Annotated in this window: 21 protein-coding genes; 18 read left to right on the top strand and 3 right to left on the bottom strand. The window is 58.7% G+C overall.

The genetic code is table 11. The annotated features are described in order from the left end of the window. Nucleotides 1–46 precede the first annotated feature (46 nt). The 15 genes from ACTVIM_RS10875 to ACTVIM_RS10805 all read left to right on the top strand — a co-directional run bounded on the left by ACTVIM_RS10875 (nucleotide 47) and on the right by ACTVIM_RS10805 (nucleotide 12,622). The gene (locus ACTVIM_RS10875) at nucleotides 47–1,006 is read left to right on the top strand and encodes an ABC transporter substrate-binding protein (protein WP_445612602.1); all 960 of its coding nucleotides are present in this window, start codon (nucleotides 47–49) and stop codon (nucleotides 1,004–1,006) included. Further along, nucleotides 972–2,027, top strand: a complete 1,056-nt coding sequence (locus ACTVIM_RS10870) for a FecCD family ABC transporter permease (RefSeq protein ID WP_445612601.1) — start codon at nucleotides 972–974, stop codon at nucleotides 2,025–2,027. Before ACTVIM_RS10875 ends, ACTVIM_RS10870 begins: the two co-directional genes overlap by 35 nt. Beyond that, nucleotides 2,024–3,499, top strand: coding sequence for an adenosylcobinamide amidohydrolase (locus tag ACTVIM_RS10865; protein ID WP_445612600.1), 1,476 nt, complete (start codon nucleotides 2,024–2,026; stop codon nucleotides 3,497–3,499). The genes ACTVIM_RS10870 and ACTVIM_RS10865 overlap by 4 nt, the downstream gene beginning before the upstream one ends. Then, a complete protein-coding gene (gene cbiB, locus ACTVIM_RS10860) occupies nucleotides 3,496–4,467 on the top strand; it encodes an adenosylcobinamide-phosphate synthase CbiB (protein WP_445612598.1) in 972 nt (323 codons plus the stop codon). Before ACTVIM_RS10865 ends, cbiB begins: the two co-directional genes overlap by 4 nt. Then, the gene (cobD, locus tag ACTVIM_RS10855; RefSeq protein WP_445612596.1) at nucleotides 4,424–5,494 is read left to right on the top strand and encodes a threonine-phosphate decarboxylase CobD; all 1,071 of its coding nucleotides are present in this window, start codon (nucleotides 4,424–4,426) and stop codon (nucleotides 5,492–5,494) included. Before cbiB ends, cobD begins: the two co-directional genes overlap by 44 nt. Next, nucleotides 5,491–6,048 carry a bifunctional adenosylcobinamide kinase/adenosylcobinamide-phosphate guanylyltransferase gene (locus ACTVIM_RS10850; RefSeq protein ID WP_445612595.1) on the top strand — a complete coding sequence of 186 codons (558 nt, stop codon included), beginning with the start codon at nucleotides 5,491–5,493 and terminating at the stop codon, nucleotides 6,046–6,048. Before cobD ends, ACTVIM_RS10850 begins: the two co-directional genes overlap by 4 nt. Continuing rightward, a complete protein-coding gene (locus tag ACTVIM_RS10845) occupies nucleotides 6,045–6,833 on the top strand; it encodes an adenosylcobinamide-GDP ribazoletransferase (RefSeq protein WP_445612594.1) in 789 nt (262 codons plus the stop codon). Before ACTVIM_RS10850 ends, ACTVIM_RS10845 begins: the two co-directional genes overlap by 4 nt. After that, nucleotides 6,791–7,441, top strand: coding sequence for a histidine phosphatase family protein (locus ACTVIM_RS10840; protein WP_445612593.1), 651 nt, complete (start codon nucleotides 6,791–6,793; stop codon nucleotides 7,439–7,441). The genes ACTVIM_RS10845 and ACTVIM_RS10840 overlap by 43 nt, the downstream gene beginning before the upstream one ends. Then, entirely contained in the window at nucleotides 7,375–7,791 is a 417-nt protein-coding gene (locus ACTVIM_RS10835) for a bifunctional adenosylcobinamide kinase/adenosylcobinamide-phosphate guanylyltransferase (protein WP_033021126.1), read from the top strand. Before ACTVIM_RS10840 ends, ACTVIM_RS10835 begins: the two co-directional genes overlap by 67 nt. Nucleotides 7,792–7,809: 18 nt before the next feature. Continuing rightward, entirely contained in the window at nucleotides 7,810–8,388 is a 579-nt protein-coding gene (locus tag ACTVIM_RS10830) for a cob(I)yrinic acid a,c-diamide adenosyltransferase (RefSeq protein ID WP_445612592.1), read from the top strand. Continuing rightward, on the top strand, nucleotides 8,385–8,873 hold the full coding sequence (locus ACTVIM_RS10825) for an ECF transporter S component (protein ID WP_445612591.1): 489 nt from the start codon (nucleotides 8,385–8,387) through the stop codon (nucleotides 8,871–8,873). Before ACTVIM_RS10830 ends, ACTVIM_RS10825 begins: the two co-directional genes overlap by 4 nt. After that, a complete protein-coding gene (locus tag ACTVIM_RS10820; RefSeq protein WP_445612590.1) occupies nucleotides 8,866–9,582 on the top strand; it encodes an ATPase in 717 nt (238 codons plus the stop codon). The genes ACTVIM_RS10825 and ACTVIM_RS10820 overlap by 8 nt, the downstream gene beginning before the upstream one ends. A gap of 193 nt (nucleotides 9,583–9,775) precedes the next feature. Next, nucleotides 9,776–10,321 carry an RNA polymerase sigma factor SigX gene (sigX, locus tag ACTVIM_RS10815; protein WP_144975153.1) on the top strand — a complete coding sequence of 182 codons (546 nt, stop codon included), beginning with the start codon at nucleotides 9,776–9,778 and terminating at the stop codon, nucleotides 10,319–10,321. Continuing rightward, entirely contained in the window at nucleotides 10,299–11,411 is a 1,113-nt protein-coding gene (locus ACTVIM_RS10810) for a GerMN domain-containing protein (RefSeq protein WP_445612589.1), read from the top strand. Before sigX ends, ACTVIM_RS10810 begins: the two co-directional genes overlap by 23 nt. Before the next feature lie 398 nt (nucleotides 11,412–11,809). Beyond that, nucleotides 11,810–12,622 (top strand): histidinol-phosphatase, encoded by an 813-nt coding sequence (locus ACTVIM_RS10805; RefSeq protein ID WP_033021144.1) that lies wholly within the window; start codon nucleotides 11,810–11,812, stop codon nucleotides 12,620–12,622. 193 nt (nucleotides 12,623–12,815) lie between these two features. On the opposite strand, the gene serA is transcribed toward ACTVIM_RS10805, so the two are convergent. The 3 genes from serA to ACTVIM_RS10790 all read right to left on the bottom strand — a co-directional run bounded on the left by serA (nucleotide 12,816) and on the right by ACTVIM_RS10790 (nucleotide 15,563). Continuing rightward, nucleotides 12,816–14,390: a phosphoglycerate dehydrogenase gene (gene serA, locus ACTVIM_RS10800; RefSeq protein ID WP_445612587.1), complete on the bottom strand. Its 1,575-nt coding sequence runs from the start codon at nucleotides 14,388–14,390 to the stop codon at nucleotides 12,816–12,818. A gap of 203 nt (nucleotides 14,391–14,593) precedes the next feature. Continuing rightward, nucleotides 14,594–15,097: an inorganic diphosphatase gene (locus ACTVIM_RS10795; RefSeq protein ID WP_033021150.1), complete on the bottom strand. Its 504-nt coding sequence runs from the start codon at nucleotides 15,095–15,097 to the stop codon at nucleotides 14,594–14,596. 217 nt (nucleotides 15,098–15,314) lie between these two features. Beyond that, the gene (locus ACTVIM_RS10790) at nucleotides 15,315–15,563 is read right to left on the bottom strand and encodes a ferredoxin (RefSeq protein ID WP_011231729.1); all 249 of its coding nucleotides are present in this window, start codon (nucleotides 15,561–15,563) and stop codon (nucleotides 15,315–15,317) included. A 304-nt stretch (nucleotides 15,564–15,867) separates the two neighbouring features. Between ACTVIM_RS10790 and ACTVIM_RS10785 the strand changes: the two genes are divergently transcribed. The 3 genes from ACTVIM_RS10785 to ACTVIM_RS10775 are packed head-to-tail and all read left to right on the top strand — an operon-like array spanning nucleotide 15,868 to nucleotide 18,978. Then, on the top strand, nucleotides 15,868–16,917 hold the full coding sequence (locus ACTVIM_RS10785; RefSeq protein WP_445612586.1) for a helix-turn-helix domain-containing protein: 1,050 nt from the start codon (nucleotides 15,868–15,870) through the stop codon (nucleotides 16,915–16,917). After that, nucleotides 16,902–18,410: a RecQ family ATP-dependent DNA helicase gene (locus ACTVIM_RS10780; protein WP_445612585.1), complete on the top strand. Its 1,509-nt coding sequence runs from the start codon at nucleotides 16,902–16,904 to the stop codon at nucleotides 18,408–18,410. Before ACTVIM_RS10785 ends, ACTVIM_RS10780 begins: the two co-directional genes overlap by 16 nt. Next, nucleotides 18,394–18,978: a lysostaphin resistance A-like protein gene (locus ACTVIM_RS10775; RefSeq protein WP_445612584.1), complete on the top strand. Its 585-nt coding sequence runs from the start codon at nucleotides 18,394–18,396 to the stop codon at nucleotides 18,976–18,978. Before ACTVIM_RS10780 ends, ACTVIM_RS10775 begins: the two co-directional genes overlap by 17 nt. Nucleotides 18,979–18,981 lie beyond the last annotated feature (3 nt).

Genomic DNA, 18,981 nt, shown 5'->3' with positions numbered 1-18,981 from the left:
GGGCGTTTTTTTATTGTCCATACATCATTGAAGGGGGGACGTACGGATGAAGCGTTGGAAATGGTCTGCGGCGCTCGCTGCTCTCCTCCTTTTGGCCGCTATGCTTGTTGGTTGCAGCAGCGGAGCGGGCAGCAGCGCCCAGCCGACAAAAAAAGAGGAGCCGAAAGCGGAACAATCGGCGTTTCCGGTGACGGTGAAAGACGGCTTGGGGGAAGAGGTCACCATCAAAGCGGAACCGAAAACGATCGTTTCGCTCATCCCGAGCAATACGGAAATCGCCTACGCGTTAGGGCTCGGTGAAAAAATCGTTGGCGTCAGCGATTTTGACAATTACCCTGAAGACGTCAAGACGAAAACGAAAATCGGCGGGATGGAGTTTAATGTCGAGAAAATCATTTCGCTCAAACCGGATCTCGTCTTAGCTCATGCGTCAAGCGCCCATAACTCGCGCGATGGCTTGCAGCAATTGAAAGACGCCGGCATCACTGTGCTTGTCGTCAATGATGCGAAATCGTTTGCGGACGTGTACGCCTCGATCGAGCTCATCGGCAAAGCGACAGGAACGGTGGACAAAGCGAAGCAAGTGATTGAAGGGATGAAAGAAAAGCTTTCGCAAATCGAAGAAAAAGCGAAACAAATTCCGGCGGACAAGCGGGCGAATGTGTGGGTGGAAGTGTCGCCGCCGCCGCAGCTGTATACGGCCGGCAAAGGAACGTTCATGGATGAGATGCTTCAAGTGATTTCAGCGAAAAACGTTGCCGGCGATTTGGAAGGCTGGCCGATGGTGACCGAGGAAAAAGCGGTGGCCTATAAGCCGGATGTGATCATCACGACATACGGCGGGGCGAAACAAGTGCTCGAGCGCGCGGCTTGGAAAGATGTGCCGGCGGTGAAAAACAAGCGGGTGTATGATGTCAACACCGATTTGGTCAGCCGGCCGGGTCCGCGCCTCGCCGAAGGGGTCGAGGAACTTGCCAAAGCCATTTACCCGGAAGTGTTTCAGTAAACTACCGATGTATATCATGGCCGTTACGGCGGCTGTATTTTCGCTGCTCGCAGGGGTATCGACAGGGTCGCTGTCGATTCCCTTTTCTTCTATTATCGAGATTCTCGCGTCGCAATGGCTCGGAATGCCGCTCTCATCGGACGTGCCTTCCGACTGGGTGCCGATTGTGATGGCGATCCGCCTGCCGCGCGTCGTGCTCGCCTTTTTGGTTGGCGCTTCGTTGGCGCTGGCTGGGGCGGCGTTTCAGGGGCTTTTGAAAAACGCGCTCGCCGACCCGTACACGCTCGGCGTTTCATCCGGCGCGTCAGTCGGCGCGGTGCTCGTGATCTTCCTTGGCTGGCAATGGCCGTTGTTCGGCACGTTTACACTGCCGATCGTCAGCATCTTATGCGGCATGGCGACGCTTGCCGCCGTCTTGGCGTTCACCCGCGCCGTCGATCGGCGGATGTCGGTGGAGACGATCATTTTAGCCGGCATTATTTTCGGGGCCTTTTTTAGCGCCTTCATTTCGCTCATGATCGCTTTGACCGGCGACGAATTGCGGCAAATCATCTCTTGGCTGATGGGAAGCGTGGCGATGCGCGGATGGAAATACAGTGGATTGCTGTTTCCGTTTTTCCTCATCGGTGCCGTGGTGTTGATCGCCAACGGCCGCGAGTTGAACGCGTTCGCGTTCGGCGAAGCGGTGGCGCTTCATGTCGGCGTTGACGTTGCGCGCCGGAAAATCGTTATTTTGACGGCGGCCGCCTTTCTCACCGGAGCGGCGGTGTCGGTGTCGGGGACGATCGGCTTTGTCGGGCTTGTCGTTCCCCACATCGTGCGGCTTTTATGCGGGCCGGACTACCGGGTGCTTTTGCCGCTATCGCTCTTGTACGGCGGGGCGTTTCTTGTGTTCGCCGATCTGGCGGCGCGGACGATCATCGAGCCGCGCGAACTGCCGATTGGCGTCATCACTTCGCTCGTCGGCGCTCCGTTGTTTGCCGTTTTGTTTTTCCGAAAAACGAAGCGAAAGTTGGGATGACGATGCTGCAAGTGCGAGAGGTGTCGCACCGATACGGGACGACTCAAGTGCTTGACCGGGTGACGTTTTCCGTGGAGAAAGGGGAGCTGTTTGGCATCATTGGGCCGAACGGCAGCGGCAAGACGACATTGCTCAAGCTCATCAGCAAAGAGCTGCCGCTGGCAAGCGGCGAGATTGCCATCAGCGGTCGGCCACTTTCCGAATTGTCGACAAAACAGTGGGCGCGCTTGGCCGCCGTCCTGCCGCAAACGTTGGAAACGGCGCACGGCTATACGGTGAAAGAAACGGTGGCGCTCGGCCGCTACGCCCATCAGCGCGGCTTGCTTCCAGCGTGGACGGCGGAAGATGAAGCCGCCGTTCAAGAGGCGCTCGCCGTTGTCGGTCTCGCCCACAAAATGGATGCGCCGCTGGAGCGGTTAAGCGGCGGCGAGCGGCAGCGGGCTTATTTGGCGCGGGCGCTCGCTCAAGAGCCGCAGCTGCTCTTGTTGGATGAGCCGACCAACCATATGGATTTAAGCGGGCAAGTCCGGCTTTTGGACCGGCTTACTGCAGCGGCTCGTGCCCGCGGTTTGACGGTGGTCGCGGTCTTTCATGAGATGAACGTCGCCAGTCTGTATTGCGATCGGGTGCTCGTTTTAAAGGACGGGAAAACAGCCGCGCTCGGCGCGCCGGCGGACGTCATGACGCCAGCGCTGCTGAATGACGTGTTTGCCGCTCCGGTCGTGCGCCAAGCGCATCCAGCGGCGGCCAAGCTGATGTTTTCGTTTGTGCCGCAACATCGCGAGGAGAAAACGCCGCTCCTCGGTGGGCTGCGCCCGGTTTTTTTGGCCGATGCGGTCGTTCTTGCTTCACCAAGGCCGCTGCGCGTCTTGTCGTCCGCTTTGGTTGGCGCCGGATTTCAATGGGCGACCCATTTCGTCAACCGCCAGGTCGGGCTGGATTACGACTGCGGCGACGCGGAAGAGGAGATGCGCCGCTATTTGAAACGGCACGGCTTTTCCCCGGAGCGGACGATCGGCATGATGACTGCCGTCGATGTCCGTGACGCCGTTTGGCTTCAAGAGGAAAGGAAAGGGTGTTCGGCCGCGGTGTTAGTCACCGCCGGCGTCGGCAATGCGGTCGACGCGGCCCGAGCGTGGCGGCATCAGCCGGCCGCCGCGAAGCCGGGAACGATCAATATGGTCATTGTCGTCGATGGGACGCTAACGGAAGCGGCGTTCGTGCAAGCGGTGATGACGGCGACGGAGGCGAAGGCGAAGGCGCTTGCCGAGCGGTCGGTTTGCGATCCGGAAACGCGAACGCTGGCTACCGGCACATCGACCGACTCGCTGGCGGTGGCGGCGACGCAAACAGGGCGGTCGTTTCCCTACGCTGGAACGGCGACCGAGCTTGGCCGCACGCTTGGCCGGCTTGTGTATGAAGCGACCATCGAGGCGCTCGATCGCTGCGAGCGGCGGAGGGGAAAGCGATGACCCATTTGACGGCATTGGCGTTAGCCTTGTTTTTGGATGCGCTGGTGGGCGACCCGCGCTGGCTTCCGCATCCGGTGCGAGGCATGGGAAAACTGATCGCTTCGCTCGATCGCCGCTGGAATAACGGAACAAAGAGAAAAGCGAAAGGGGTAGCGGCTTTGGTCGTCGTGTTGGCTGTTGTTTACGGGCTGTCGGCGCTCGCGGTGGCGGCAGGGTATGCGGTGTCTCTGTACGTAGGGGTGGCGGTCGAGTCGGTGCTCATTTTCACCGCCATTGCCACGAAAAGCTTGGCTGTTGCGGCGGAAGAGGTGCGTCGGCCGCTTGAAGCGGGCGATCTTTCCAAGGCGCGCCAGGCGCTGTCGATGATCGTCGGCCGCGACACCGAGCGGCTCGATGAAGCCGGCATCACTCGCGCCTGCATCGAGACGGTGGCGGAAAATACGAGCGACGGCATCACGGCCCCGCTCTTTTACGCCGCCATTGGCGGCGCCCCGCTCGCTTTGTTGTATCGGGCGGTAAACACGTGCGATTCCATGATCGGTTACAAAAACGAGAGGTATCGCGAATTTGGCTGGGCGGCTGCCCGGTTCGATGATGTGTTGAACTATGTTCCGGCGCGGCTGACGGCGCTCGTGATGGTGCTTGTTTTCGGCGGGCGCCGCCTCCGTGCGGCGCTGGCGATTTTGTTTCGCGACGCCCGCCGCCATCCGAGCCCGAACAGCGGGTGGCTGGAAGCGGCGATGGCCGGTCTGCTTGGCGTGCAGCTTGGTGGAACGAATACATACGGCGGCCTTGTTTCCGTCCGGCCGACGCTCGGCGATGCGGTGGTGCCGCTTTGTCCCGCTCACATTCGCCGGGCGGTCGCGATCATGATCGGGACCGTGCTCGTGTTTGCGTTTTTATTATGGATAGGAGGGATGATCGTTGCCATGGCCAGCGCATGGGGCGAATCCGCGCGCGCTTTATGAGCAATGCGGACTGAAGCCCCCCGATCAGTATATCGATTTCAGCGTCAATACGAACCCGTACGCGTTGCCGCCGTCCGCCTGGCCGACCGGAGAAGATTGGGCGCGTTGGGCGAGCGAATATCCCGATCCGGAAGCCAAAGCGCTCAAAGAGAAAGTGGCTGAGCGAGAGCGCATTCGCCCTGAGCAAGTGCTTGTCACCAACGGGGCGGTGGAGGCGGTGTATTTGTTGGCAGCCATGTTTGCCGGCCGCCGCGTCGGCGTCTTGGAGCCGGCGTTTTCTGAATATCGGCGCGCCTCTCTTGCTTACGGTTGCGAAGTGACGTCATTGATGGCGGAGGAAAGCCGCGGATTTTTGCCTGATCTTGACGAAGCGGCTGCGTGGGTGGCTGAGCGTGAAGCGGTGTTTCTTTGCCATCCGAACAACCCGACGGGAACGGTGCTCTCAAAGGGGGATCTTCACGCCCTCATTGCCGCCGCCCATCGGGCTGGAACGTACATCATCGTGGATGAGGCGTTTTACCCGTTTTGGTGCGGCGGATTTACAGCGGTGCGTTGGCTGGACCGCTACCCTCGCTTGATCGTGCTTCGCTCGCTGACGAAAATCTACCACTTGGCCGGGGCGCGCCTCGGCTATGTGGCGGCCGATGAAGCGGTCATTGCCTCGCTGCGGAAACGGCAGCCGCCATGGAGCGTAAGCCGCGTCGCCCAGCAGCTCGGGCTTCGCTTTATGGAGATGGAGTCGTTTGCCGTTTGGACGAAAGAGCGGATCGCCGCCGAGCGGGAGCGGGTGTTTCGCTCGCTGCCGCTGAATCGGTATCGCGTGTTGCCGTCGGCCGTCAACTTTTATTTGCTGCGGCCGCTGTCCGGCCGGACAATGGAGCTGTTTTGGCATCTGTTGGAGCGCGGGATCGTTCCGCGCCATACGATGAATTTTCCCGGCTTGGATGGGCGCTACTTGCGCTTCGCTGTCAAAACGCAGGTGGAAAACGATCAGCTGCTTGAAGCGTTGGCGGGGTGGGACGGTTGATCGTTTTTGTGAGCGGCGCGGTGCGGAGCGGGAAGAGCGAGATTGCGGAAGCATGCGCCATCCGGCTCGCTTCTGTCGGAAGGATTCATTATATCGCCGCTGCGCCGGCGGACGATGAAGAAATGGCTGGGCGCATCCGCCGTCATCAAGAGCGGCGGGCGGCCACCGCGGCGCGGTGGGTCGTGTGGGAAGTCCCGTTTTCATCGCGGGGGCTGACCGCTTCTTTGCGGGCGGACGATGTTGTCCTGCTAGATTGTTTGACGACTTGGTGGGCGGCAGAACTGTTTGTAGGAGATGATTGGCAAACGATGAAAACGGCTGACGAAGCCGCCCGTCACCTGCTTGATGAGGTGCGGGCGTGGGCCGGACGGTGCCGGGCAGTGGTGGTCGTATCCAATGAGCTGTTTTCCGGCGGGGTGCCGGATGATGAGGGCACGTTTCGCTACATGAAAACGCTTGGGTGGCTTCATCAGCAGTTGGTTGCCGCTGCCGGGGCGGCCGCTGTAGTCGAATGCGGCCTTCTGCGCGTGAAAAAAGGACGGTGGCCGCAATGAAGAGGGCGTGGAGCGGTTGGCGGCTGGCGCTCCAGCTGCTGACCGTCTTTCCGATCCGGCGCGCCGTCGAATGGAATGAGTGGCACGTCCGTTGGCTCGTGCGGTGCATGCCGTTGGTCGGGGGGCTGATCGGCGCATGTTCGGCTGCGCTGTATGCGCTTTATCTGTCGCTTTCCTTCGGTTCGCCGCTTTTTTGGTCGTTTCTCCTTCTTTGGCTCGGCGTTTGGCTGGCCGGAGGGCTGCACGCCGATGGGCTGATGGATGTCGGCGATGCGTTTTTTTCCTACCGCGATGTGAAGCGGCGGCAAGAAATTATGTCCGATTCGCGCGTCGGCGCATTTGCGGTGCTCGTGCTTTTCACCGTGCTGTCGTTCCGTTGGCTGTTTTTGTACGAATCGCTGCAAACCGGTGTCCCATGGGCGCTGTTGGTGGCGGTTCCTTGTTTATCGCGGGCTGGCGCCGCCTCGCTTCTTGTCTCCGCAAAGCTGGCAAAGCCGACAGGAATGGCGGCTTCGCTCCGCGAATACAGTTCATGGCGCGATGCGGTGGGCGCGCTGATGGCTGCTTTGTTCGTGCTCGCGTTATTGGCGGCGATCGGCGCCGTCCCGCTCCCAACCGGCTTGGCGTTATTGGCGGCGACCGGTTTGTTGGTGGCGGCGGCTCGGCGTTGGGCGGAAACCCAGTTTGGCGGCATTACCGGCGATGTGCTTGGCGCGTTCATTGAAGGGGGGGAAACGGTGCTGTGGGGCGTCATTTGGCTCTTACACTCATCCGGCATGGCATGACGGAGGAAAACCGGCGCCGCGCTTACATCGGCTGGCTTGATGTTCCGCTGGCGGCCGAGGAGCGCGAGCGGCTTCGTCGGCTGCGCACAGAACGGTTCGCTCCGCTCGATCTGTTAGTGGGCAGCGATCTTCGCCGCTGCCGCGAGACGGCCGCTTGCTTGTTTCCGGGACGGGAGGCGGATTGGTGCGCCGCGGAATGGCGTGAGCTGTCCTTCGGGGCTTGGGAAGGGCGGACGTTTGCGGACTTGAAAGACGACCGTGCGTATCGGCGCTGGCTGGAGTCTCCCACCGCAGCGGCCCCGCCCGGCGGTGAATCGTATGCCGAGTTTCAGAGGCGCATCATGCGGGCGCTCGCAAAGACGCTTGCCTTGGCCGAACGATCAGGGGCTTGCCATGTCGTTGTTGTCACTCACGGCGGTCCGATCCGCCTTTTGCTGGAGCGATATGCGCCGGATCTTCGTCCGTTTTGGGAATGGGAGGCGCCGTTTGCCGGGGGCTATACGTTGGAATCAACGCTTCAGCGTTGGAAGGAGGGGAAACGATGCATTTCGTTGTCGGCGGTGCGTTTCAAGGAAAGCGAAAATGGGTGCGGGAACGGTACGGAGTAGGCGATGGCAGCCACATCGTATGGCAGGACGGCTATCAAGCACCATACCAAGCGCCCGATGATGTCCACGGGGCGAAAACGGTCGTCCTTGACGGGCTCGAAGCCGCCATTCGTCGCGTTTCGGATGTGGACGAATGGGAGAAGCGCTTTGGCGACTGGCGGCGCTGGGAGGCGGCGGCACCCGGCCGCACCGTCGTTTGGATCGGCACCGATGTGACGCAAGGCATCGTCCCTGTCGATAGGGAAGAGCGGCGTTGGCGTGATGCGGTCGGCCTCTGTTACCAACGGCTGGCCGCTATGTGCAGCCGCGTTGACCGACTTTGGTGCGGGCTGGCTGAACGATTGAAATAAGGAAAGGGGAGAGGGCGAATGAGGCTGTATACACGGACAGGAGATCAAGGAAAAACGAGTCTAGTTGGCGGGCGCGTCGACAAAGACCATTTGCGCGTTGAGGCGTACGGGACGATCGATGAGGCCAATTCGGTGATCGGTTGGGCGTTGGCTTTGCTTGTGGATGATGAACGGCTTCGCGACCTTTGCGCCGAGCTGCAAATGATCCAGCATGAGCTGTTTGACTGCGGCGGCGACTTAGCCATTGTCAACGGCAAGCTGCCGTATAAAGTGAACGATGAGATGGTCGCCCGTTTGGAGGCGCGCATTGACGCGTATGTCCAGGAAGCGCCGCCGTTGCAAAAATTCATTTTGCCGGGCGGGTCGAAGGGGGCGGCGGCGCTTCATATGGCGCGCACCGTGACGAGAAGAGCGGAGCGCTGCATCGTTTCTTTGCAAAAAGCTGAGCCGATCAACGATGTGGTTCTCAAATATATGAACCGCCTATCCGACTATTTGTTCGCCGCCGCGCGGGTTGTGAATGCGCGGTTAGGGGTGAACGATGTCGAGTACGAACGAAGCGCCATCGTGTTTCGCGACAAGGAGGAGACACCATGAGCCGTCGCTTGGCATGGCTGGCCGTTTGTTTGGCGTTGTCCGCCGTCGGGTCGTTCATCAAGCTGCCAACGTTTGTCGGCAGCATCGCCTTAGACAGCGCTCCGGCTCTTGTCGCCGCAGCCATCCTCGGTCCGCGTGCCGGGGCGGCGGTGGCGGGAATCGGGCATTTGATTTCCGCGTGGCTCGGCGGTTGGCCGCTCGGACCGTTTCATTGGCTGATTGCGTTGGAAATGGCCGCACTTGGCGCCCTGTTTGCCTTGCTCTATCAGCGGGGCTGGAAAATAGGAAGCGCTGCGGTCTTTATCATTGGCAACGCTTGTTTCGCCCCGTTGCCGCTGGCCGCTTCGTTCGGTTGGTCGTTCGTGTTGGCGGTCATTCCGCCACTGTCGATAGCGGCGCTCATCAATGTCTTGATCGCGACGGCGGTCATCCCGTCTGTCGAGCGTGTCGCGGGAAAAGCAAGGGGGAAAGTGCCGCATGCGTGACGTGCTGTTTCTACCGCTGGCGGACGGCGTGGAGTTGGCTGTTGCCGCCGATGGTTCAGCGGCGGTTGGAGACAAGCCGGGCGATGTCGTGTCTGCTTCGGTTGATGTCGTCGCCTATTTCGCCGCCCGCGTCGCTTTGCTGGAGCTGTTGAGCGTCGGGGCCGAAGCGAGGGCGGTCGTGCTGCAAAATTTCATCGCCGACGACCGTTGGGAGGCGCTTTGCCGCGGCGTTGAGCGAGCAGGACGAGAGCTCGCTCTTTCCCTCCCGATCACCGGCAGTACGGAATCCAACTTTCCAACCGTGCAGTCGGCGCTTGGCGTGGCGGCGCTCGGGACGGTGGCCAGCCAGCGAAAGCGGATCGGGATGACGCCGGAGACGGCGCGGTTTGCCGTGATCGGCCGCCCGCTCGTCGGGGCTGCGGTGTTGGCCCAACCCGAATGGGTGCTGCCGCTTTCCCTTTTCGCCGAGCTGCTTGTTTCGCCCTATGTGTATGAGCTTGTGCCGATCGGATCGAAAGGCGTTTTTTACGAATGGACAGGGCTGTTGGCCGCCAATCGCCTCCGCTTCCGCAGTTGTTCGTGTCCGCTGTCGCTTTTTTCATCCGGGGGACCGGCTACCGCCGTGCTGATCAGCTATGACCCAGCTGGCGAACCGAAGCTGAAGCAGCAAGCTGGGCGGCTCTTTTTCCCGTTGTTTGCCGAACGGTAGCCATGCCCTCATTTCTGTGCAAAAAGTGGTTTTCTTTTTCATCGTCACCCGTTATCATGAAGATAATGGGATTTTTTTTGGTTCGGCTGTCAAGCGGAACAAGGCGATGCCGCCGCTTTCGTACGGGAGCAGCCCGATGGTCAAAAGCAGACGAATGGCCGTGGTCCATGGGGAAGATAGGGGGAGAGAAACGATGGACCCCGTCTTTGAGCAGTTGTATGAAAAATATCACGATGACTTGTTTAATTTTTTGTTTTACATGGTGCGGAATCGAGAGCAGGCCGAAGATTTAGTCCAAGAAGTCTACGTCAAAGTGCTTCGCTCATATAAGCGGTTTCAAGGGCAATGCAGCGAAAAAACGTGGCTGCTGTCCATTGCGCGCCATGTGGCGATCGATTTTTTCCGCAAGCAAAAACGCCGCCGTCAGTGGGTGGGGGCAGCGGATTGGAGCGAGGAACAAATCAGCGCGGATGGTCCGCTGCCTGAGGAACTCGCCATTCAAAACGAGGAAATTCAGCAGCTGTACCGTTGTTTGGCCCGCTGTACGCTCGATCAGCAGCTCGTGCTAGTGCTTCGTTTCATCCAGTCGTTGTCGATCGCCGAAACGGCGGAAGCGCTCGGCTGGACGGAAAGCAAGGTGAAAACAACACAGCACCGCGCCTTGAAGGCGCTGAAGCACTATATGGAGGAAGAGGCGGAACGGGAAGGTGGGGCATGTGAAAAAGTTTCAGTGGAGTGAGCAGTGCATTGAACATGGGTTAAAGCAGATGCCGACCGTGAAAGACCGCCGTTCCAAAGAAGACATTTATCAGCAATGGCGGCGCGCTCAGCAGGCGCGCTGGAAACGTCGGTGGCGCGCGGCAGCGGCGGTAGCGACGGTGCTGATCGCCGTTGCGCTCGGTGGCCATCGGTGGATCGCGCCGGAGCAGGAGGAGAAACAGAAGGCCGCATCGCCGGCGGAAATGACGCCGACCAATAGCGCTTCGGCGCCGGCGGAAATGATGATGACGGCGGATGCGGCTTCAAAGGCGGCGGAACAAAACGAAACCGTGGCGGTGATCGCCTTGCCCGACCGGCGCGGCGGTTTTGTGGTGCCGGTCGCGGTGCCGCTCGATGACCGGCTTGCCCCGGCGGAGCGGGTGGCGGCTGCCATCGATGAATTGAGCCGCACTCGGCTTCGCGATGCGGCCCGCTGGTTCGATGGCGTTACCGTGGTGCCGGAAGCGGAGGACGGGCGCACATGGGCGGTGGACGTTCCGGCCGGGCATCGTGTGTTTGCGGCCAGCGACAAAGAACAGCAACTTTTTTTGGCGGCGGTGACGGAGACGGTGCGGCAAATGGGCGGACGGCGCCTCCACTTTTTCACCGCCGGGAAAGAAGGATTGAATTTGCCGGCGGTGGGGCGGTTGCACCTGTCAAAAATCGGCGGGCAAAAACGAATGTATTATATTAGCCGTACGTCTTCGTTTCCAGCCGTCGTGCTCATTCCAGCCCCGAGCGGAGCCTCGACGCTTCTTGAGGCGCTGCAGCGGATGACCAAGCCGGGGGGAAGCGGGCTGGAACCGGCTGTTCCGCAAGGGGTAGAGATCACCGGAGTGAAGGTGGATGAACGCCACGCGACGATCCGCCTCCGCGTGTCCGTTTCGCTTGACACCCAAGACGCAGCGCGCATGGTGGAAGCGATGTTGCTGACGGCGAAAGAGTTTGGAATACATGACGTGACGCTGGCCGCCGCTGGCCGTTCCTCCCTTGGTTCGTATCGGCTTGGAGAGCGAATCGCCGTGCCGCCGGGGCCGAACTCGGAAGTAGTGGCGGCAGCAGGGCGGTAGCGGGGTGGCGCTGTTTTGTTATCGTTTTGTAAATGGCGGCGCGGTTCTGTTCTAGCGCCGATCGTTTTGACATAAGACTTATATGGTGTGAGAGGAAGAGGTCGTCACCGCGCGGCTTTCTTTTCGATTTGCCAAGCCTCTTTTCGAGCGCAGGAGGCAGCTCAGCCGTTGCGGGGAGCTTCGGTCCGCGCCAGCACGCGGAGCAGGGGATGAAAAAGGAGGGATGACCATGGGGGATGTGACAAGACGAATTTTAGCGGTCGCCGGTGTAGCGGCATGCGTCGGCCTGCTTTTTCTCATCGGCGCCAACGGCTGAAGCCTGAATATTCAACCAATGGTTGTCCTTTCTTGCGTTGCTGCGTTATAATGAGAAAAACAGCAAGAGAGGGGAAACGGAAATGTTGACGGATTATCACAACCATTTGGAGCGGGGGACGTTGACGCTCGATTATTTGCGCCAGTTCACCGATGAGGCAGCCAGGAAAGGGATTCAGCACTTCGGCATCTCTGAGCACGCGTATCACTTTTATCAGACAAAAAACATTTTGTCGAACCCGTGGGTCGAAGCGCGCCGCTGCTACGATATGGCCGATTATGTCCGCCTGTTTCACGAAGCATGGGATGCGGGCATCGATGTCAAGATGTCGATCGAGATGGACTATACGCCGGGCAAACATGAGGAAATGGCTGCCTTCATCCGTTCGTACGAGTTTGACTATGTCATCGGTTCGATCCATTGGGTCGACGATTTCGGCATCGATTTAGTCGAGTACCGCCACGAGTGGGAGCGGCGTGATTTGTACGATACATATCGCAAATATTTCGATCAAGTCGTGACGCTCGCCGAGTCAAATTTGTTTGATATTATCGGCCACTTGGATTTGGTAAAAATTTTCAAGTACGTCCCAGAGGACGAAGAGTTTTTGCTTGAACAATATGACCGAGCGACCACCGCGCTCGCCAATTCGAAAACGTGTGTGGAAATCAGCACCGCGGGGTTGCGCAAACCGGTCGGCGAACTGTATCCCGATCCGCGCTTGTTGAAAATGTGCTATGACAAAGGCATTCCGATCGTATTATCGTCCGATGCGCACGTGCCGGAACATGTCGGCGCCGATTTTGACAAAGCGGTGGAACTCGCCCGCAGCATCGGCTATACCGAGCTCATGACGTTCTCGAAAGGCGAGCGGAAGGCGGTGCCGCTCGGTTAAGTGAAACGATATGGCGAAAAACGCAGGCTTCTGATCTCTTGGCGCCTGCGTTTTTCATGGACGGCCGGCCGGGGTTGCGGCGGCTTGCAAGGGAAATCTCAACTGGGGGCGGTGGACGTCTTCTCACCGTTTGGCGTTGCAAACGAACAAAAAAACGCAGGCTTCCAAATTTGGAAGCCTGCGTTTTTTATGGCTACGCCTCAAGCCGTTTGACGGTCTCAATATCATCAATTTGCGCCAGTGCGTGTAACACCGCCTCATCCACCGGTTTGTCGAGCGAGAGGATCATCATCGCTTTTCCGCCGGCCTCTTGCCGCCCGACTTGCATGGTGGCGATGTTGACATCGTGCGCCCCGAGCACGTTCCCGACTTTGCCGATCATTCCCGGCCGGTCTTGGTGCTGAATGTACAACAGATGGCCTTCCGGGGCGAAGTCGATGGCGACGCCGTCAAAGTGGACGATGCGGTCGCCATAGTTCGGCACGTGCGTCCCTTTGATGGTGAACGTTCTGTTTTCACCGTGGACGGTGAGGGAAATGCAGTTCGCATAGCCGTGCGTTTCATCGGAAAATTTTTCCCCGTATGTGATGCCGCGTTCTTTGGCGATCATGGCGGCGTTCACCTCGTTGACCGTGGAGGCGACGCGCGGCCGCAGGAAGCCGGCAAGCAGGCTGCGGGTGATGTACGTCGTCTCGAGATCGGCGACCGTGCCGGCGTAGGTGACCGACAGCTCTTGCACCGGGATGTTCATAAACTGCGAGGCGATCAAGCCGAGCTTCCGGCCTAAATGATAGAATGCTTGAATTTTTTCATAGACGTCTTTCGACAACGCCGGCAAGTTGATCGACGAGGTGACCGGCCGTCCTTCAAAAAAGTGGAGCAGCTCTTCGGCGACTTGGGTGGCGACGTTCAGCTGCGCTTCGACCGTTGACGCCCCTAAATGCGGCGTGACGATCACATTGTCAAACGAAAGCAGCGGATGATCGCCCGGCGGTTCTTGTTCAAAAACGTCGAGGGCGACGCCGGCGACATGGCCGTTTTCCAAAAACGGAATGAGCGCTTGCTCGTCGATGATGCCGCCGCGGGCGCAGTTGACTAGATAGACTCCTTTTTTCGTTTTCGCCAAGTTGTCCGTGCCAAGGAGCCCCCGCGTTTCTTTTGTCAGCGGTGTATGGACGGTGATGATGTCGGCGGAAGCCAGCACTTCGTCAAGCGAGTGAATCGAAACGCCGAGTTTTTCGGCCCGATCTTTTGTTAAAAACGGGTCGTACACGTGCACGCTCATGCCAAAGGCGCGCGCCCGTTTGGCGACTTCCGAACCGATGCGGCCGAAGCCGATGATGCCCAATTTCTTGCCAAACAGCTCATTGCCGACAAACGCCGAGCGGTTCCACTCCCGCGATTTGACGGAAATGTGCGCCTGCGGGATGCGGCGGACCAGCGCGGCCATCATGGCAAAAGTATGCTCGGCGGCCGAAATCGTATTGCCGTTTGGCGCATTGATGACGACGATGCCGCGTTTCGTCGCGGCATCGACATCAATGTTGTCGACGCCCACACCAGCGCGGCCGATAATTTGTAAGTTCGGCATTTTTTCCAATAGTTCTTCGGTCACTTTGGTGGCGCTGCGCACGAGCAAAGCGTCAAATGTGTGCAATTCCTCTTCCGCTTCGCTCACGTTCTTTTGCACGATGTCAATGTGCGCCGATGCGCGGAGCGGCGCCAGCCCCTCTTCGCTGATGGCGTCGGAAACGAGTACGCGAAACACAGTCGGTGCCCCTTTCTGTTTCAAGGATGTTAAATTTCTGATAATTTAACACGGGAAAGAGGTTTCTGTCAATGGGGAAAAAAGAAGTCATACCAATGAAAGCGTTTTTTTACAAAAGAAATGTTCGGGTTTCACAAAAAAAAGCGCCCATATCAAACGATATGGGCAAAATTGTTCGGAAATAACAAATATTCGCAGGTCGATTATCGGTTTTTCTGTTCATTGTAGCGGGCGATGCATTCATCAATGAGTTTGGCCGCGGCTTCCGGGCCTTCCCATGTGCCGATTTCCGTCCGCTTGCCTTGCAAGTCTTTGTAGCGCTCAAAGAAGTGGGCGATTTCTTTCAGTTTGTGCTGCGGAAGATCTTCGATGGAGCGCACCTCGTCAAAGCGCGGATCTTCGACCGGAACGCCGATCAATTTCGCGTCCTCTTCGCCGCTGTCGACCATGTTCAAATAGCCGATGACGCGCGTGTCGATGACGCAGCCCGGGAACGTTGGGTTTGTCGTGATGACCAAAATGTCAAGCGGATCGCCGTCGAGCGCCAGCGTATTTTGCAAGTAGCCATAGTCGGCCGGATAAAACATCGGTGAGTATAGAACGCGGTCGAGCTTGAAAATGCCGCGCTCTTTGTCGAATTCGTATTTGTTTTGGCTGCCGGTTGGAATTTCGATAAACGCTTCGACAATTTTATTTTCGAATGCCATGACCCGTTCCTCCCTTGTTCGTTATGTATACATGAAAGCTTGTCCGCCGGTCGGCGGCGGACAAGCCAATTTTATTGTAGCACGTTCGCCCAAGATGCGCCACTTGTGATGAACCATTTTTTCACGCTGGCATCAAAAAACCCCTCCTGCCGCCACGGCAAGAGGGAGCGATCCACAGGCCTTTGCAAGAAAGACGCGATTCCGCCCACCCTAAATGTCAATCGAATTTGTTCGGATCACCATCAAACGGTTCATCCGCGACTTTAATCGATTCGGTCGGACAGCCTTCAAAGGCATCCATCATATCGTCAATCAAAATCTCCGGCACTTCGACGATCCCTTGGTTGTCGTCAAGGGTGACGTAGGCAATGCCGTCCTCGTCGTAATCGTAAATGTCCGGGGCGGCGGCGCCGCACGCTCCGCAGGCGATGCACGTCTCTTTATCCACAATCGTATATTTTGGCATAAACATCGAACCTCCCCAAGTTTATTGGAAACGGACGGGCCATCTCCGTGTTGCCTGCTCGGAAATGAACGTTTCACTTTTATAATAAGACCGTCCCGCCGGCTTTTCAATAAAAAAATTGCTCGCTTGTATTTTTACACATATGCATCTTCTTTAACACATTCACCGAGAAGTCTCCCACCTCGAAATGGAAGGTAGGTGGGAGAGGTTCATTTTTGTGATCATGTGGTGGAAATGTCAACGACGCGATTTTTTGCCGATCGGCCCGCTTTTTTTGCTACAATAAAGGCAGGGAGGAAGGGCCATGCAGCACAGTTATGCGTCGTTTTTGCTCGCCTGGTGTCTTCGCCAGTTTCGCGGTGAGCGGACGCTGGCGGCGGCGTATCATTTATTTTCGGGAAAAAAATCGGCGCAGACGCTCCAAGACAGCAAATGGTTTCAGCTTGAACCGTTTTTTGGCGCGTGGAAAAACGTGACGATGTCTTCGCTTGAAGCGGCGGCGGGCTGGCTGGCTGAACAGCGGCTCGCCATGGTGGTCGGGGATCGGGCGTACCGGCTGACCGAAGCGGGGGAGGAGTGGCTTTCCGAGCGGGAGGCGCTTTTTCCCCGTCATATGAACGGCTGGCGCTACCACGAGGTGGAGCTGCCGTTTTGGCAGCGGCTTTCCCTCATTGGACAGACGTTGTCGAACTTGAACGCCGGCCGGCGGTTTGCGCCGATTTGCCGCGATGAACGGACGCTTCGCTGGGTGAAGCGCTACTTGATGGATAAAGGCGGCCGCGCCGCGCTGACGAGAGAGTTGTACGAGGAGCTTCTCCGGCTGCTTGCTGCCGTTTCAGAAGAAGCAGCGCTCGTGTTTACGCTGCGGTTGACGAGCGCGGACCGCATCGGCTGGACGGCCGAGCAAATCGCCGCCCATCTGCAAAAAGAGGCGCTGTATGTCGAATTTCTATTTCGCGATGCGCTTCATTACATCATGGCAGAGGCGGAAGCGGGGCGCTCCCCAGCGCTGGCCGAACTGATGGACGGCTTGGCGCCGGTGGCGTTGACCCAATCGGCGCAAAAAACGTACGAATGGCTGCAAAAAGGAAAAACGATCGAGGAAATCGCCGCCATTCGCCGTTTGAAGCGGAGCACGATTGAAGACCATCTTGTCGAAATCGCCGCCAATGTGCCCGCTTTTTCGATTGCCCCGTTTGTTGCCGCCGAGAAAGCCGCGGCGGTTCAGGCGGCGGCCAAGACGCTCGGAACGCGCAAGCTAAAGCAAATTCGCGAGGCGCTTGGCGGAGCGGTCAGCTATTTTGAAATTCGTCTTGTATTGGCAAAGGAAGTGGGACGTTGGATGAAATCGTGAACACGCTGCGCAAGCAGTTTGGACATCATTCGTTTCGCCCGGGGCAGCGGGAAGTGATCGACGATGTGCTGGCCGGGCGCGATGTGTTGGCAATGCTGCCGACCGGGAGCGGCAAGTCGCTTTGTTATCAGCTGCCGGCTTACGTGCGGCCCGGCCGGGTGCTCATCGTTTCCCCGCTTGTGTCGCTCATGGAAGATCAGGTCGAACAGCTGCGCCGGCGCGGGGAAAAGCGAGTCATCGCCTTTCACAGCCTGCTCGACGAGGAGGAAAAGGGGCAGGCGCTTGCTTCGCTGGCCGATTTTCGCTTTATTTACGCTTCCCCGGAGATGCTCCAGTCGGCTTCGTTTTTGGCCGCGCTGCGACGCGCGCCTGTCTCGCTCTTTGTCGTCGATGAAGCGCACTGCATTTCGCAATGGGGCTATGATTTCCGTCCCGACTTTTTAAAGCTCGGGGACGTTCGGCGCGCGCTTGGGAACCCTCCGTGTCTGGCGCTGACCGCGACAGCGCCGCCGCAAGTGCGCGACGACATCATCCGCACGCTCGGGATGAGGGAGGCTAGACGCCACATTTATTCTGTCGATCGGCCGAACATCGCCTTAAAGGTTGAGCATTGCCGTTCGCCGGAAGAAAAGGCGGAGCGGATCATCGAATACGCGCAGCGGCTCAAAGGCCCGGGCATCATCTACTTCTCGAGCCGGCAAGGGGCGGAAGAGATCGCGCGGCGGCTCGAACGGAGCGGGGCCGGGCGGGTCGCTTACTATCACGCCGGCATGGATGGGGAGCAGCGGCTGCTCGTGCAGCAGCAATTTTTGCACGGCCAGTTGGATCTCGTCTGCTGCACGAGCGCATTTGGCATGGGCATCAATAAAGAGAATGTCCGCTTTGTCCTGCATTTTCATATGCCGGCGCAGCTGGAAGCGTACGTGCAGGAGATCGGGCGGGCCGGTCGTGACGGCGCGCCAAGTTTGGCCGTGCTGTTTTACGCCGATGGCGATGGAGCGATGGCCCAAGCGGTGGCCGAAGCGGAGCTTCCCCATCCGCACGAGCTGCGTGAGTGGTTTCGCCGGCTGCCGGAAGGGGCGGGATTGGATCGTTTTCGTGTATGGGTAGAAACGAGTCGGTTTACTGACATACAAAAACGGCTTTTATCGTACGTTTTAGAACGGGAGCAGTCGCTCGTCTTTGGGGCGCCGGCGCTGCTTGGCGAACGGGTGGCGGCCGCCGTGGAAGAGCGGCGCCGGTGGAAACGGAAAAAAGTCCGGGAGATGGAAGGATGGGTGCACGAGCTTTCGTGCCGCCGCTCCCGCCTTGTTCATGCGTTCGGCGAAGAGTTGGCCGTCCGCCCGGACCGCTGTTGCGACCGCTGCGGCTTGTCGCTCGACGACTATGTAGGCCGCGAGAGCCGTCAGACGGCCGTTTTTGTTCGCGATTGGCGCGAGGAGCTGTGGAATCTATTTTTTGGCGGGAGGCCTCCCCATGAAGCGGCAAAGTGAACAAATTCGTCATATGACCGACCGCGAAGTGCTGTTTCATCTTTACTTGACGCAAGCGCTGCTTCTGGCGGCTGCCGGCATCGCTTCGCTGTTGTTGTTTGACGGGGCGGAGTGGCGCCGGCTTTGGCGGTTTGCTGCCGACGATGTCCTGATCTACGGAGTGGGCGGAGCGGCGGCGGTGCTCGCTGTCGAGTTTTGGGCCATGCGCTGTTTGCCTAATGACTGGTATGACGATGGCGGGGTGAACGAAAAAATTTTCCGCCGGCGGTCGGTTCCGCACATCGTTTTTTTATGTGCGCTCATCGCGCTGGCGGAGGAGTGGCTGTTTCGCGGTGTTGTGCAGACGCATGGGGGGCTTTGGGCGGCGAGCGCCATTTTTGCGCTGCTGCATGTTCGCTACTTAGAAAAATGGTTTTTGTTTTTGCTGGTCGTTCTGCTCAGTTTGTTCCTTGGCGTGCTTTACGAGCAAACCGGCAGCCTGTGGGTTACCGTCACGGCCCATTTTTTGATTGACGTTGTGCTTGCCCTCGAAATTCGCTTACACCGGGGGATGGAGGAAAGGGAGTGAAGC

It is taken from the genome of Geobacillus sp. YF-1 (assembly GCF_052692335.1).
This window is presented reverse-complemented; position numbering and strand designations above follow the sequence as displayed.